A 15,573-nucleotide genomic window follows, 5' to 3' on the forward strand; every position below is an offset into this window, starting at 1 on the left:
ACCCGGGCGGCATTTCTTTTGCCTATTTCAGTTCCATGCCGTCACCACCATAGGCCCGCGCACCTGATAACTGAATCACCCGGCGCTTATACATATCGGCGACCCAGTTGGTGGCCTGCTTGATACCTTCGGCCGCCCGCAGATCGCGATGAACAATCAGCCAGATATCGGAATCCAGCGTCTCTATCGGGCGCGAAACCCGTGTCAGTGCCGGGTCACAGTCGCCCAGGAAGCACGGCAAAATCCCTGCACCGATGCCGGTGCGTAGTGCATTTTGCAACATCGCGGTATTCCCCGCACGAAATAGTGGTTTGTTGCCGTCAATGTTGGCCAGCAACCAGCGCTGGCTTTCATACAGATCAAATTCCTCGGAAAAACAGATCCACGGCGCATCCGCAAACACACGATCCGGTCCCATGTCACGCATGTCATACGCCAATTTCTCGGTCGCATAGACCGCGCAGGAAATAGTCCCAAGTCGCTTGGTAATAAAATCCCCGGTCAGGGGCAAACCATGCCGAACGGCAAAATCCGCCTCGCGCTTGGTCAGCAATTGGGTATCATCGGATTGCCGGATTTCAAGGTAAAGACCGTCGGGTTTACTATCGATCTGACCTGCCAGAAACAGCGCCGACCACGCACTGGCCGTCAGGCGGACCTGCCGGTCACGAATGCCCGATATAGCATCACCCTGCCGATGAAACGCAAAGGCGGCTTCTTCCATGGCCTCGGCGCGCGGGCGCAAATCGCGTCCGGCCTCTGTCATCCGCAATCCTTCGGGCAGGCGATCAAACAGCACCACCCCAACAACGTCTTCAAGGGCAGACAAATGCCGCCCCAATGTCGGCTGGCTGACGCCAAGCTCCTGCGAGGCAGCCCTTAGACTGCCGGTACGCGCAAGTGCCAGGAACACGCGAATATGATCCCAATCCGGTTTTTTGGTTGTCATCGGGGGCCTCGGTTGGTGGTGGGGCGCGATACAGGATTGAATAACGGACTATCAAACAACCCCGTCATTATTCATTATTGGATCACCACCTGCCCCGCAAGTCATGGTTGCACGAACACCGATGCAGAACCGCAAGCATTTGGAAGATATGACTATTCGGGATCGTTCGATTTGGGATGATGGTCAAAAATGCTGCCCGGCCCTGTCCATTTGCCATCAGGTTCGGTCGGCCAGCGTTGATCGACATCGGCGGCAAGATCGGCCAGCGTGACCGACGCAAACCGTTCAAGCAAAAGTTTTTCGGCCGCGTCAAACGAACTGCCAAGGGCGGCATTCACCGCCTGTTCAACCAGACATTCGGGGTGTTCGACCGCAACCCCCATGGCAAAGATCGACGGGTTGCCAAGCGCATTATGGATATCAAGAAACGTGATTTCCGATAACGGACGAATGATCACCCATCCGCCGCCATGGCCCTTTTCGGATCGCACATAGCCCGCGTCACGCAGCCCCGCCATGGTCCGCCTGACGACAACCGGATTGGTATCAAGCATCCGGGCAATCATGTCGGACGTCATCGCACCGCCAAACCGGTCCATGTGGATCAGGACATGCAACATGCGGGAAAGGCGGCTGTCACGGCGCATCAACGGTTTCCTTGGGGCTGGCATTCATCATATCCCAGACTATCGGGCTTTGGCGCATATTCGCAACACCAAAAGTTTCAAGATGCTTGACTCCAGAAAGTTACGACACTTATAAAGTTACATGATTAATTTTAAGGTATCACAGGAGTTCCGATCATGTCTGACGCCACCCCCACCCCGTCCGCAACCCAAGCGGTTTCGATGCCTGATTCCGAAAAACTTTATGACGTGATCATCATCGGTGCCGGTTTTGCTGGCCTGTCCGCCGCGATGCAACTGGCGCGCGCCCGAAAGCAGATATGCATCATTGATGCAGGACTATCGCGCAACCGGTTTGCCGCGGCCTCACACGGATTTTTCGGTCTTGATGGCAAAAGCCCGGATGAAATTTCGCGACTTGCGATTGGCCAGATCAGGGCCTACCCCACCGTCAGCATTGTGCACGGTATGGCAAAAGCGGCGAGCCGACTGGAACCGGATACAGCCGGAACCGGGAACGAAGACAACAACCGTTTCAAAGTGTCGCTTGATGACGGCCGCCGCTTTCAGGCGCGTCGCCTGATCCTTGCCACCGGGGTCGTCGATACCCTGCCCGATATTCCCGGCCTGATAACGCGTTGGGGCAAAACGGTCCTGCATTGCCCCTATTGCCACGGATATGAGGTCCGAGACCGGGAACTTGGCGTGCTGGCAACCGGGCCGATGTCCACCCATCAGGCAATGATGATCCCCGACTGGGGCCCCACGACCTTTTTCACGCAGGGGAAATACGAACCGGAACCCGAAATCCGTACCCAGATGGATGCGCGCGGCATCGCGATTGAACAAAGCCCGATTGTCGAACTGATCGGTGCAGCCCCCGACCTTGAAGCCGTTAAACTGGCTGACGGGCGCAGTATGCCCATCCAGGCATTGTTTGCCGGACCAACAGTTTCCATGACCAATCCACTTGCGGAAATGCTGGGCTGCGCGTTCGAGGCAGGCTTTGCCGGACCGTTCATCAAAGTCGATGCATCACAGGAAACCAGTATCCCCGGCGTCTTTGCCGCAGGCGATGCCGCCACCGCACGGCATAATGCGACGCTGGCATCCGCAGCCGGAGTTCTGGCCGGGGTTGGAGTGCATCAATCGTTGATTTTTAGCTGACGTTTAGCTGATTGGCGACCAATCAACTGTCATCCATATTCCTGCCCCGCCATTGGCTGAATATCTGGCTGATGGTGGGATGTCGCCGCGTGATACAAATTTGAATAACAGCCATCAAACATCGGGCATGGCTATTCATACCTGAATCCAAGAGACTGGCTAGGTTCATAACTTTTGAAGTTTTTTCATATGCCGGTTCTGATCCTCCTTGTCAGTACGACTGTCGTCTGGGCGATGCTTCTGGTGTGTAACCGGATTGCGTTGACAGCGTTTGATGTCGATGTCTATGCCATGACGTGCTGGCAGCTTGTTTTTGGCGGGATGGCATTGGTAATGATGGCGCCGGGACGGGCCATTCCGTGGCGGCAATTCACTTTGCGGATCAACTGGGCCTATGGAATTTTGCGCGTTCTGACCGGGGTCAGCTGGACCGCGGCACTGGTTTATATCAGCGCCCCCGAAAGCGGGATTTTATCGCAAACCGGCATGCCGATGGCGGCCCTTGCCGCGGCCTTTATACTTGGTCGCGCGCCAGCCAAAGCGGAATGGTTCGGCCACTGCATCCTGCTTGCCGGTGCGGGATTCCTGGCGTGGCATCTGCCCGACGGGTTTGCCAATCCGGCGGTGTGGCTGATGCTGGCCTCCGAGGTCACCGCGATTTCATCATCGGTTCTCGCGGAAAAACACCCCGACAACCAGATCAGCGATGCATGGTCGCATTTGCGCTTTACCGGTGTTTTGCTGCTGATTACCGCCTCGGTATTTCTAATTTTCCCACCACTGATCGGCTTTATCAGCCCGGTTCCAATCCCCTATACCTCGCTTGACGGGTTCTTCGGGATCGAGACCATACTGGCCGGTCTGATCCTTGGCACGCTATTGCGCGGTCCGGCAATGGTCCTAACACTGCGATCCATCAAGACCGCCGGGATTGAGAAATACATTCTGGCGACCAGTATCCTGCCCTTTATCCTGCTGGGCCTTGAAATGCTGGCCGCCCGATTTGGTCTGACACCAGCCCCGACCCATGACAGCGTTTTCTGGATTTCGGCCCTTCTGGTGATGCTGGGCATTGTTCAGATTACCTATTCGAAACGTCGCCATTCCAAGCGCCAGAAGGCACTTGACTCAAACAATCCGGCCGCGGCAGCCCCCACCGCGCCAGCCTGAGTACGGAAAGAACAAGACGCGCCCCCTTGCGCCACCAATGCAGGGTCGCCCCGCGGGCCAGGAGCCCCTTTCTCCTGACCGCATCCCCAAACGGCCAGCCTCCCAAAAAATTGGCCGTCCGACCCTGTTTCCATCCGGTGGTCTCCCTTGCCGGATGGACCGAAACGCCCGGTTTCCCCGACCGGGCGTTTCTTGTTTCTAAGGCCCCGCAAACTTCGCGATAAAATTGCCAGTCCCGCATCGATGAAACTTGAAATTGATACGCGCGCAAATTTGCCTAAACTGCCTTCACCCCAAAAAGGGGCAAGAGGGACAACAAGCGCCTGAAAACGGGCCGCGAACCGCGCGGGGATTATCCATGACAAGCCTGCAACAGCCAGACAATTACGAAACACTCAAAGCCAAGATCAGCACGGCGGCTATTGTCGGCCATACCACCGACAGCACCGCGAAAATCTGGGTTCGGGCATACAGGGACGGTCTCTGGACATTGATTGTAAGTGCACAAAAGCTGCCCGAGGATGCCTATGACCTGTCGGGTAAAAGCCTTGCTGCGATGAAGGATGAAAACAGCGACATCGTCTTCATGACCGAACGCAAACTCACCCATCAGACCGACCTGACCGCGACATTCGAGGTCGGCGGCCTTAAACCCGATACGCGCTATTACTATTATCTGGCATCTGACAAGCTTGGTCTTGATCGCTGCATCGAAATGGGGGGCGATCATGCATACTGGTTCCGAACCCTTGCCAAAAACCCGCAATCCCTGCAATTCGGATTTTATTCCTGCCATGACCCGTTTAGCGTCAAACCCAACAGCGAAGGTGCATGGGACAAGTTTTATGATGTGCTGAACGAACGGCGGGCTGATTTTGTTATTGGTGGCGGTGATCAGGTTTATTGCGACACCAACCATAAATCGCAAATCCAGGATGTCTGGGTGTGGCTAAAAAATAATAAAAACGCGCTTCTGGCCACCCATCGCAGGGACGATGGCAGCCTCGATGAACCTGCCATCATCGACTATTTCACCAAGCTTTACCGCACCTATTACCGGATTTACTGGCAGTTCGAACATCTGCGATATGTCTATCGCCGGTTCCCGCAATATATGATCTGGGACGATCATGAAATCATGGATGGCTGGGGATCTCTGACCGCGGATGAACGCAAAGCCAAGCTTGCCAATTTCTTTCAGGATGACGACGAGGATGCCAATTACGCACTCGTCATGCTGATGTTCAAGGCTGCGGCCCGTGCCTATCTTGAATATCAGCACGCCCATAACCCCGACAGCATGATCATCAATGGCGATCCCGATGCCAGCCACTGGGATTACAATTTTGATCAGGGAGGCTATGGCTTTTACATGCTCGATGTCCGTGGTCACCATGATTGTGAATTGCCGGACGGACAGCGATTGCTTGGCGCGGAACAGTTTCAGCGTTTCAAAAGCTGGATCAATTCAGCAGCAACAAAAAAGAAAAAGGCGATCTTTATCTGTTCGCCGGTGCCGGTCGTGCACTGGACGGAAAGTGCGGTCAACACCCTCGACTTTGGCGGGCAGAAGGATGATTTCATGGATGAATGGGGTCATGAAACCAACCACAAGGAACGAAACGCAATGCTTGAATTGTTGCTGATGCGATCTGCTGAAAGCAACATCCCCATTGTGATTCTGAGCGGTGATGTCCATTGCGCCAGCGCGTTTCAGATCACGCACAGCAAGTCCTATCCAAAAGCCCGTCTGTTCAATGTGACATCGAGCGCGATTTCCCGCAAACCGGCACCGGGCATCGCCACCGCCGCCATGCAGAAATCAGCCGACATAGACGGATTTGACGGTGGCCGGTTTGAACAGATGTTCCGCTTTGCCGGTGAAAACAATTTCGCCATCATCAATACCGCTTGCCGGGATGGTGACCTTAAAATAAGTGCCACCCTTTACTGGGCCGAGCCCGGATCGGAAAGTGTCACGCAACAGGTGATCAAGCTGGTTGGCTAAGAGAATAAAGGCCCGGAATTTCACCGGGCCTTTGCTTTCAAAACGTCTACCTGACGATTTACATCGCCTCTTTCGGCGTCACGATCGGCCACCAGAATTCGAAGGTATCCAAAGTGCTTCGGAATTCGTCGAAAGCTGCGGCATCGCCTTCAAGCGATGCCTTGCCGCTATCCACCTGATCCTTGAGCGTGGTCTGGCCCAGCATCACATCATTGAAATCGCTGCGCGCGACGCTGAGCGACACATTGGCGTTATCAAACGTCGATGTGTAATAGTTCAGCACCCCGTTTTCGAGCGCGACACCGTAGGATTCCTTGGTGTCGGTCATGGCGAAGTTCATGAATATCTGCTTGCCTGCTGCCCGGTCCCCATTCACATGCACCGCGAGGAAATCAAGGAACATGGTCAAGGGCATGGATTTGATCACATCCGGGGATGCGGTGTCGGGGGCTGCCGCCTCTACAATTCCGTCACGCAGTTCCTTTGCTCCGGACAGGTAGAAATTGCGCCACGGCCCGCTTTCGGCCTGATATCCCATTTGTTCAAGCGCATCGGCCAGAAGGTTTTTGGCGTCCTGATTGTCCGGTTCGGCCATCACGACCTTGTCGAGGACCTGCGCCACCCAGCGATAATTGCCTTCATCGAAATCGGCCTTGGCCTTTTCGATCACCGCATCGGCACCGCCCATATATTCAACGAATTTCGGACCGGCATCAGCAGGCGGCAAGGCATCAAGACGTGACGGGTTACCATCGAAATAGCCAAGATAGAAGTTCCAGACCGCCTTGATATCGTGCTTGACCGAGCCGTAATACCCACGGGCTGCCCAATAGGTTGCTAGCTCGTCCGGGATTTTGATCATCTCGGCGGCTTCTTCCATGTTGTAACCCATATTGGCCAGACGCAGGGTCTGGTCATTGAGGTACTTCATGATGTCACGCTGTTTTTTCAGGCGTTCGACGATATCTTCCTTGCCCCAGACAGGCCAGTGATGCGGTGCAAACAGGACTTCTGCCTCGCCACCCCAGATTTCAAGTGTCTGTTGCAGGTAACCTGCCCATGCCCGAGCATTGCGGACTTTGGCCCCGCGAAGCGTATAGAGGTTATGCAGAGTATGGGTGGCATTTTCAGCCGTGCAAAGCGCTTTTAGTTCCTTGATATAGAAATGCATTTCCGATGGGGCCTCGGAACCCGGAGCCATCAGGAACTGATAGGTCAAACCGTCCAGTTCAAACGTCTGACCGGTTTTCATGATGATGTCGGTCGGCTCGATCAGGGTGACTTCGCCCGACGAGGTACCAAGCCCGAGCCCGGTGCCCAAACCGGCCTGCGGGCCCTTTTCCAGAAGGTTGCCATACATATATGTCGCACGGCGGCTCATGGCGTTACCGGCAAACACGTTTTCGCTGATTGCTTCTTCGGTGAAGCCTTCAGGTGCAATGATATGTACCTTGCCCGCCTTTACGTCCGCTTCGTCAACAACACCGCGAATGCCACCGAAATGATCGACGTGGCTATGGGTATAGATCACGCCGACAACCGGCTTGTTGCCGCGATGCTGGCGATAAAGATCAAGTGACAGCTTTGCCGTTTCAGCCGAAATCAGCGGATCGACGATGGTGATGCCCTCGTCACCCTCGATAAAGGTGATGACCGACAGATCGGCACTGCGCACCTGATAGATCTTCGGGGTCACTTCAAACAGGCCGCCCTGAAGCATCAGTTGCAACTGACGCCACAGGCTGGGGTTGACCGTGGCGGGGGCTTCCTTGTCCTTGGCAAACTGATAGGCGGATAAATCCCAGATCGGGGTGCCATCCTTGCCAGTAATCACACCGTTATTTGGCAAAGGTGCAATAAAGCCACGCGCAGCATCCTCGAAATCATCCATGTTATCGAACGGCAATTGATCAAGAACGGCTGCATTGGCCGCTTTCGTCGTTTCGGTTGCCGGTTTTGGATCGGCTGCCGAAGCCGTTCCAGTCATGGCGAATGACAGAAAGATGCCTGTCAAAAGACCCGATGTGATCCTGCCTATGTACTTTCTCATTGCTCGAAACTCCATTTTGATTGTTCTGGAAAAGTCGAAGTCAAAGTTCCTTTGTCGCTACTTCGGAAACAGGAAAGTTAATTGCAGCCGGATACCCCAGCCGTCCGGCCCGGCATCCGGGCTTTCGGCCCAGTAGCGGACACCACCACCAACACTGATTTTCTGATCGCCGATACTGATAAGTTTGGTAACAAGCCCGTTGACCGGGACGGACCATTGTTCGGCCTCCCAGTCATAGGTTGTTTCGGTGTTCAGAACGAAGCTCCAGGCATCTGGCGTGGTATAGTTCAGAAACGGTTGGAAGAATGTTGCATTGGTTTCGGATGCAACCGAACCGTCGTCACCGCTCCAGATATGGTTGGCCAGCGCTCCATAGGTCCAGCCGCCGTGAGAGAACAAACCAACAGCGGTTGGCCCGGCACCCCATTGGTCTTTGCCCAGTGCATCGTTGGTTGCGGTCGGCAATAGTAATGCCGGACCAACGCCCCAGATCAGTCCGCCCGAGGTCGGCTCCACCGGGGAGATAAAGAGACTTTGCACCGTATCGCCAAGCCCGGTATCCGTGCCGCTATTGCCATTGATATCGTTTTGATGAACCAGCGGCAGGATGGTGCGCGAAATCAGGTTCCAGTCTTCATTCAGGCTGATCGGGATGACGGGCTGGGCATTGATAAAGGTTTTATCCCCGTCTTCTGAGCCATAGCCGCTATCGTAATTAAGCTGAATCGGGACGCTGATCAGGTTAGCGACCGGATTGGCAAGCTGTTTTGCCAGATCGGAATTTTCTGATGACTGGGCATATGCCATCGATGTCAGGCCAAGGAAGCCAATGCCAGACAGGCATACAAACCGCAGGATAAACAGAAACACAGACACCTTTCCATCCTCACGCAATGACGAAAACATCCGTTTTCGATTGGTAAGCGGTGCCAGGCTTGTCTCGCTATTCCGACGTCAGGTGTGAATATCCTTCCGGATCGTAATCCGGAGAAATCACCGAGTGTATTATTTGATCAGAGAAACCCGTGATCCATCACCCCAAGAACCTTCTGTCGTGCCCATTCCAAGTCAGTTTTTCTTTTGTTTATCTGATCTTACACCATCATATTTAGAATGAGAACAGGTTAATCATACCAATGATCCATGGTCACAAACATGTCATGACCAACGAAAAACCGGCCCCCGTTGAACGGGGACCGGCCAGGCCGCACTCAAGCTTTCGCTTGCGGGGTCGGGGGAACATGTGCGGCCTTTTCTGTCCTGTGCGGTCCGTATCCTGTTTTAATGCGCGTCAGTGGATGGCTTGCCCGTGCGGGCCGGACGGGCAAGCGGCAGAAGCAGCAAAGCCAGAAGGAAGATGCCCGCCATGGCAAGCTGCACGTCGTTAAACGAAATCATACTGGCTTCGCGGGTTACGATATTGACGATGGATTTCATCGCGCTTGCCTGCGGGTCAGGCAGCCCCATCGCGGTATAGCGTGCGGTCATCGTTGCCAGATAGTTCTGGAAACCGGTACTGGCGGTGTTGATATGTTCAGCCAGATGCGCGAAATGAAGGTCCGTGCGTTTATCAAGCATGGTATTGATCGCCGCCAAGCCAATAGCCCCGCCCAGGTTACGCATCAGGTTGTAAAGTCCGCTGGCATTTTTTATCTTTTCCGGCGGCAAGGTACCAAGTGCCAGATTGGTGATTGGCAGCATGCAGAACATCAGGGCAAAACCACGCACCGCCTGCGGCAGGATCAGTTCGTGAAACGATACCTGACTGTTCTGAAAACCGTTCAGGGCAACCCCCACCGCAAACAGCGCCAGACCAAAGCCCAGCACGACACGCGCAGGCAGCTTGGCCGTCAGACGACCAGCAATCGGTGCTGATATGAACTGACAAATACCGGTAACAGCCATGATGGTGCCGATTTCCAGACTGTCATAGCCGCGCACACGGCTAAGCAACAGCGGCAGAATATAGACACTGCCATAAAGCCCGATGCCAAGTGTGAAGCTGAAGATGCAGCCCATGGCAAAGTTGCGATCCTTGAATGAGCGCAGATCGACAATCGGATGATCATAGGTAAACATCCGCCGGAAGAAATAAAGCCCCGAAATCACGCAGATAATAGCCCCATACACAATGGCGCGCTCGTCAAACCAGTCGTCTTTCGGCCCCTCGTCCAGCACATATTCCAGACTGCCAAGAAATGCCGCCATCGCAAGCAACCCACGCAGATCAAAGCCCCGCAGCAGCGAACGGTCGCCACGATCGACGTCCAGCGTGACGGCCACGACAAGCGCAATCAGCATGCCCGGCAGAACGTTGATCAGAAACAGCCAGTGCCACGAAAACGACTGCGTCAGATACCCGCCCAAGGTCGGCCCCACAGTCGGTGCCATGGTCGCAATCAGACCGATCATCACCGAGGCGGTATTACGTTTGTCCGCCGGGAAAATGATATAGGTCGTGGCAAAGACGGTCGGGATCATTGCCCCGCCAAGGAACCCCTGCGCGGCACGGAACCAGATCATGCTTTCGATCGACCAGGCAAAGGCCGAGGCGATACTGAAAATCGTAAAGCCGATGGCGGATGCGACAAATAGCCAGCGCGTCGAAATCAGGCGCGACAGGAAACCGGAAAGCGGGATCATCACGACTTCGGCAATCAGATAACTGGTCTGAACCCAGCCGATTTCATCAGGGCTTGCCGAAAGGCCGGCCTGAATGTTTTCAAGCGAGCTTGCGACGATCTGGATATCAAGAATCGCCAGAAACATGCCAACCACCATCGCGACCCAACCAATGAACTTGGTGGTATCGACATGCTGCACCGGATCATCGGGGAGGGCCGTGGACGCGGGGCTGTTGGCGGCATTGCTCATTTCAGTTGCGCTCCGACAGTTCCGGCGCAGGCGTTACGACACTGGCAAGGCCGGTACCCGTCGCATGTTCCCCACCATCGTCATCGCGGACATCGACATTGACAACAACCGACAGGCCGGGGCGCAGTGCCTTGGCAAGTTCGCTGTCATCAAGGGCAATACGCACCGGAACACGCTGGGTGATTTTGGTGAAGTTGCCGGTGGCATTTTCAGGCGGCAGCAAACTGAACTGCGCGCCGGTTGCAGGGGCAAAGCTTTCAACCCGGCCAGTGATATCGGCATCAGGGAAGGCATCAACTTCGATATTGACCTTCTGGCCCGGCGCCATATGGCCAATCTGGGTTTCCTTGAAATTCGCCACAACATAAACGCCGGGCAACGGCACAAGCACCAGCAACTGTTCACCAGGTTGTACCAGTGCACCGGTCTGAACAGACCGGTTGCCGATCACACCGTCAAATGGGGCATAGATACGCGTGTCATCAAGAGCCTGCTGGGCGATATCGCGCGATGCTTCAGCCTGCGACACGGCACGTTCGGCTTCAACTTTCTGCGCACGCAGAACACCGATCCGGCCCTGTTCGACCGCGAGGGTCGCATTGGCGGCGGCCACCTGTGCCTGTGCGGTCTGACGGTCGGCCTTGGCGTAATCGAATTTCTGACGGCTGGCCGCACCCTTTTTCACCAGATCCTCGTAACGCGCGTAATCCTCGGACGTGCGATCAAGTTCGACTTTGGCGATGCGCAGATTGGCCGCTGCCTGATCGATGGCAGCCATCTGAAGGGTGATCTGTTCATCCATGGTCTGAACCGCGGCACGGCGGGCCTCAAGTGCGGCCTCGGCCTGTTTCAGTTCGGCCCGGTAATCTTCGTCCTTGATGGATAACATCAGCTCGCCCTTGCGGACGGGCTGGTTTTCCGCAACCCGGAGGTCGCCGACATAGCCCGAAACCTTCGGTGAGATCGCGACTTCATCGGCCTGCAGATAGGCGTTGTCGGTGGACTCGTGGAACTGACCTTCGGTCATCCAATAGAACCCGTAATAACCGCCGCCACCGATAATCGCCGCGGCGATCAGGGGCAGTATGATTTTTTTCACACTCATCGTCCGTTTGATCCTTTTGGTATTGATCAGTACCATTTGAACCTTTATGGTACCAATCAGTACCAAACGTCAAGTGCAGAATTGGAACAGTTGCTTGTCCGAGACGCGAAATATCGACCCAAGAACCCTGAAACGCCGCGAAGCGCTTATTGATGCGGCCCGTGAACTTTTTTGTGAGCACGGCCTTTCGGGCACGACACTTGAAATGATCACGGCCGAGGCAGGTGGGTCCCGCCGGACAATTTACGAACTGTTTGGCAATAAGGACGGCGTGTTCGAAGCGGTGATTCGCGATTGCACGGGACGTGTGGTTGCGGTCATGGCCGATCTGGAATTGTCACAGATGCCGTTGCGCGCCGCCCTGATCCGCTTTGGCGAAACACTGATGACACTTCTGACGACACCGGAAACCATCCGCTATATGCGGTTGTTTCTGTCCGAAGTTCCGCGTTTCCCGCATCTGGGCAAGGTGTTTTATGAAAGCGGCCTGATGACCGGACGCCGGATCATCACATCTTATTTCGAACGCCAGATGGAAGAAGGCACTTTCCCGAAAAGCGATCCAAAACAGGCGGCCGTTTTTTTCACAAGCCTGCTTAAGGCCGATTACGATTTTCGGCAAATGACCTATGTCGGCTGGGAACCGCATGCAAAGGATTTGCATAGCCATGTGATTGCCGCGGTCGATATGTTCCTGCGTGGCTATGGACTTGATCCGGCAACCGTCGACCAGAAAGCCTCGGTGCAGGCGTAAGTCTGCCACACCGGGCGTTTCCCGCTCAGAACATGATCAGTAGGCGATAGGCAATCGGCCCCATCATCGTGATCACCCCGATCCAGACAAGGGCAAGCCCCCATCCCCGGTCGCGGAAGCTGTATCCAACGCCCAAAAGGCAGAAGCCGACAATACACAACGCGATGATGATATTGGTTTCATAAGGCAGGTTCATGGTATCCCCCATGCGCTTCCGGTTTGGCGATGCCGGAGTCTTCCCCCTTGAACCCGACAAATGCGAGTTTGACCCATTCCATAACCGTTTTCTTTGATCAGGATCATGCCGCCTTACATGACATACCCCTTGCCCGTGTTTTGCATATTAATTCAGGCAATGGTGTAAATATCGGACAAACCAGCGTTTTTCCGGGTCATCTCGCAACCGGTCAAAGTGCAAAAACCCGCCAGTTTCCGCCTTGCGCGAAAGTCTTAACAACGATGTTGCGCCGCCCTCTTTGATTTTCTGATTTCATCCTGTATGTTGCGGGCTCCCGACGCGGCCAGGGCGCTCCCTCGCGCGCCGGATGACATGTAAAATGGCAGCCGCGCTGTATCCTGGCCGCGGCCAGAAAGGGAGTATTCCATGAGCAAGATTCAAGTGAAGAATCCCGTCGTCGAGCTCGACGGCGACGAAATGACCCGGATCATCTGGGACTTCATTAAAACCAAGCTGATCCTGCCGTATCTCGACATTGATCTTAAATATTACGATCTGTCGGTTCAGAAACGTGACGAGACCAACGACCAGATCACCATTGATGCCGCAAATGCCATCAAAGAACACCGTGTTGGTGTCAAATGCGCGACCATCACCCCGGACGAGCAGCGCGTTGAGGAATTCGGCCTGAAGAAAATGTGGAAGTCGCCGAACGGCACCATCCGCAACATCATCGGCGGTACGGTTTTCCGCCAGCCGATCATCTGCTCGAACGTTCCGCGTCTGGTTCCGGGTTGGACCCAGCCGATCGTTATCGGCCGTCATGCTTTTGGTGACCAGTACCGTGCGACCGACTTCAAGGTTCCGGGTGCCGGCAAACTGACCATCAAGTTCCAGCCAGCAGACGGCGGCGAGCCCATCGAACACGAAGTCTTCGACTTCCCGTCTTCGGGCGTTGCCATGTCGATGTACAACCTTGATGAAAGCATCATCGGGTTTGCACGCGCCTGCATGAACTATGGCCTTGCTCTTGGCTGGCCGGTTTACCTGTCGACCAAGAACACGATCATGAAAGCCTATGACGGCCGCTTCAAGGATCTGTTCGAGGAAGTCTTCCAGAACGAATTTGCCGACAAATTCAAGGCTGCGGGCATCACCTATGAACACCGCCTGATCGACGACATGGTTGCATGCGCGATGAAGTGGAATGGTGGTTTCGTCTGGGCTTGTAAAAACTATGACGGCGACGTTCAGTCCGACACCGTCGCACAGGGCTTTGGCTCGCTCGGTCTGATGACCTCGGTTCTGATGACGCCGGATGGACAGACCGTTGAAGCAGAAGCTGCACACGGCACCGTCACCCGCCACTATCGCCAGCACCAGCAGGGCAAAGAAACCTCGACCAACCCGATTGCGTCAATCTTTGCCTGGACGCAGGGCCTGAAATACCGTGGCGAGTTCGACAACACCCCGGAAGTCGTGAAATTTGCCGAAACCCTTGAGAAAGTCTGTGTCGACACCGTCGAAGCCGGCTTCATGACCAAGGATCTGGCATTGCTGATCGGTCCGAACCAGAAATGGTTGACCACCACGCAGTTCCTCGACAAACTTGACGAAGGCCTGAAAGTTGCTATGGGCTGATTGCCCTGCACCTTCCCTGAATGATGAAACCCCGCCGGTGCGAACTGGCGGGGTTTTGTTTTGCCCGAGATCAGCACGGTTGGGACGACAAAAAAAGCCCCGCCGGAGGGGACCAGCGGGGATAAGTTTGCTGCGTGTCCCAACCAAAGAACGTACAGCAGAAAGCAGGATCAGCTGCTTTTGATGAGGTCAGGTTGCGTCGGTTGTTGTATCGCCACCACCTGTATCACCGGTATCAGTGGTATCGTCCGTGTCGCCGCCACTGTCACCGGTGTCGCCGGTGTCACCTGTATCGTCTCCCGAATCTCCGGTATCACCGGTATCGCCAGTGTCGCCAGCATCCCCGGTGTCACCCGGATCAGGTTCACCGTCGTCCGGAGTATCGACATCGTCATCCGGGCGGGTCAGTTCTTTCCAGCCATGAACGATAATGTCCTGTTCAATGTCCGGGTCGATATCCGGCCCGGTCGGAGCCCCAAAGACCCGTTGAATTCCCGGCGGAAGCGCGCCAGCCAGCCCGGGAGCACGCCCGATACCCGGCGGCATGCCGCGTTCTACATCCTCACCCTCTACTCCCGCCGGGCCCAGCCCGCTGCGTCCGAAGGCTTTACCTTTCGACTGCAGGCCGAGGTCCTGTGCTTTTGATTTTGCGGCGGCACTATTGCCCGGGCCATCGGAAGCATCAGCATTTTTACCATTGCCGTTTCCGTTACCACCGGCATTGCTGCTGTTGCCCGGGCCATCGGGACCGCCAGGCCCGCCATCGCCGCCAGCACCATTGCCGTTTCCACCAGCATTCCCGCCGCCGTTGCCGCCAGCGTTCCCATTACCCCCGCCGTTTCCGTTACCGCCACCGTTTCCACCACCATTCCCGTTGCCGCCGCCATTGCCATTTCCTTGGGCAATTGCGGTTTTGGACGAGAAGTCCAGCTTGCCGAAATCAATCGATACCGGCGCGCCGATCAAGGCAAAGGTACCAACACCTAAAAGGGCCGCCGTGCAGATGCGGTTACGCATGATTGTTTTTTTACCGCTTTTCATTTTTTCGTAC

Annotated in this window: 13 protein-coding genes; 5 read left to right on the forward strand and 8 right to left on the reverse strand. The window is 55.3% G+C overall.

The genetic code is table 11. The features are described 5' to 3' along the window. Window positions 1–22: 22 nt before the first annotated feature. Together TH5_RS09980 and TH5_RS09985 are read right to left on the reverse strand one after the other, a co-directional pair. Window positions 23–949 (reverse strand): LysR family transcriptional regulator, encoded by a 927-nt coding sequence (locus TH5_RS09980; RefSeq protein ID WP_114121744.1) that lies wholly within the window; start codon window positions 947–949, stop codon window positions 23–25. 152 nt (window positions 950–1,101) lie between these two features. After that, the gene (locus TH5_RS09985) at window positions 1,102–1,596 is read right to left on the reverse strand and encodes an Rrf2 family transcriptional regulator (RefSeq protein WP_114121745.1); all 495 of its coding nucleotides are present in this window, start codon (window positions 1,594–1,596) and stop codon (window positions 1,102–1,104) included. A 156-nt stretch (window positions 1,597–1,752) separates the two neighbouring features. Between TH5_RS09985 and TH5_RS09990 the strand changes: the two genes are divergently transcribed. The 3 genes from TH5_RS09990 (at window position 1,753) to TH5_RS10000 (ending at window position 5,920) form a co-directional block, all read left to right on the forward strand. After that, window positions 1,753–2,742, forward strand: coding sequence for an NAD(P)/FAD-dependent oxidoreductase (locus TH5_RS09990; protein ID WP_208638435.1), 990 nt, complete (start codon window positions 1,753–1,755; stop codon window positions 2,740–2,742). Window positions 2,743–2,916: 174 nt separating this feature from the next. Beyond that, entirely contained in the window at window positions 2,917–3,912 is a 996-nt protein-coding gene (locus TH5_RS09995; RefSeq protein WP_244204870.1) for an EamA family transporter, read from the forward strand. 358 nt (window positions 3,913–4,270) lie between these two features. Continuing rightward, a complete protein-coding gene (locus TH5_RS10000) occupies window positions 4,271–5,920 on the forward strand; it encodes an alkaline phosphatase D family protein (RefSeq protein WP_114121747.1) in 1,650 nt (549 codons plus the stop codon). 58 nt (window positions 5,921–5,978) lie between these two features. Here TH5_RS10000 and TH5_RS10005 read toward each other — a convergent pair whose 3' ends face one another. The 4 genes from TH5_RS10005 to TH5_RS10020 form a co-directional block, all read right to left on the reverse strand. Further along, window positions 5,979–7,970, reverse strand: coding sequence for an alkyl/aryl-sulfatase (locus tag TH5_RS10005; RefSeq protein ID WP_114121748.1), 1,992 nt, complete (start codon window positions 7,968–7,970; stop codon window positions 5,979–5,981). Between the two features lie 57 nt (window positions 7,971–8,027). Beyond that, complete coding sequence (locus TH5_RS10010) at window positions 8,028–8,846, reverse strand: transporter family protein (protein WP_208638436.1); 819 nt, start codon at window positions 8,844–8,846, stop codon at window positions 8,028–8,030. A 405-nt stretch (window positions 8,847–9,251) separates the two neighbouring features. After that, window positions 9,252–10,844 (reverse strand): DHA2 family efflux MFS transporter permease subunit, encoded by a 1,593-nt coding sequence (locus TH5_RS10015; protein ID WP_114121750.1) that lies wholly within the window; start codon window positions 10,842–10,844, stop codon window positions 9,252–9,254. Between the two features lies 1 nt (window position 10,845). Further along, window positions 10,846–11,949 (reverse strand): HlyD family secretion protein, encoded by a 1,104-nt coding sequence (locus tag TH5_RS10020; protein WP_244204871.1) that lies wholly within the window; start codon window positions 11,947–11,949, stop codon window positions 10,846–10,848. 94 nt (window positions 11,950–12,043) lie between these two features. Between TH5_RS10020 and TH5_RS10025 the strand changes: the two genes are divergently transcribed. After that, on the forward strand, window positions 12,044–12,703 hold the full coding sequence (locus tag TH5_RS10025; RefSeq protein WP_114121752.1) for a TetR/AcrR family transcriptional regulator: 660 nt from the start codon (window positions 12,044–12,046) through the stop codon (window positions 12,701–12,703). A 25-nt stretch (window positions 12,704–12,728) separates the two neighbouring features. Here TH5_RS10025 and TH5_RS10030 read toward each other — a convergent pair whose 3' ends face one another. Then, window positions 12,729–12,899, reverse strand: coding sequence for a hypothetical protein (locus TH5_RS10030; protein ID WP_167443516.1), 171 nt, complete (start codon window positions 12,897–12,899; stop codon window positions 12,729–12,731). 408 nt (window positions 12,900–13,307) lie between these two features. Here TH5_RS10030 and TH5_RS10035 point away from each other — a divergent pair, with 408 nt between their 5' ends. Continuing rightward, window positions 13,308–14,522 (forward strand): NADP-dependent isocitrate dehydrogenase, encoded by a 1,215-nt coding sequence (locus tag TH5_RS10035; RefSeq protein ID WP_114121753.1) that lies wholly within the window; start codon window positions 13,308–13,310, stop codon window positions 14,520–14,522. Window positions 14,523–14,711: 189 nt separating this feature from the next. On the opposite strand, the gene TH5_RS10040 is transcribed toward TH5_RS10035, so the two are convergent. Beyond that, window positions 14,712–15,563, reverse strand: coding sequence for a hypothetical protein (locus TH5_RS10040; RefSeq protein WP_114121833.1), 852 nt, complete (start codon window positions 15,561–15,563; stop codon window positions 14,712–14,714). Window positions 15,564–15,573 lie beyond the last annotated feature (10 nt).

Source organism: Thalassospira xianhensis MCCC 1A02616 (assembly GCF_003326475.1).
GTDB lineage: Bacteria > Pseudomonadota > Alphaproteobacteria > Rhodospirillales > Thalassospiraceae > Thalassospira > Thalassospira xianhensis.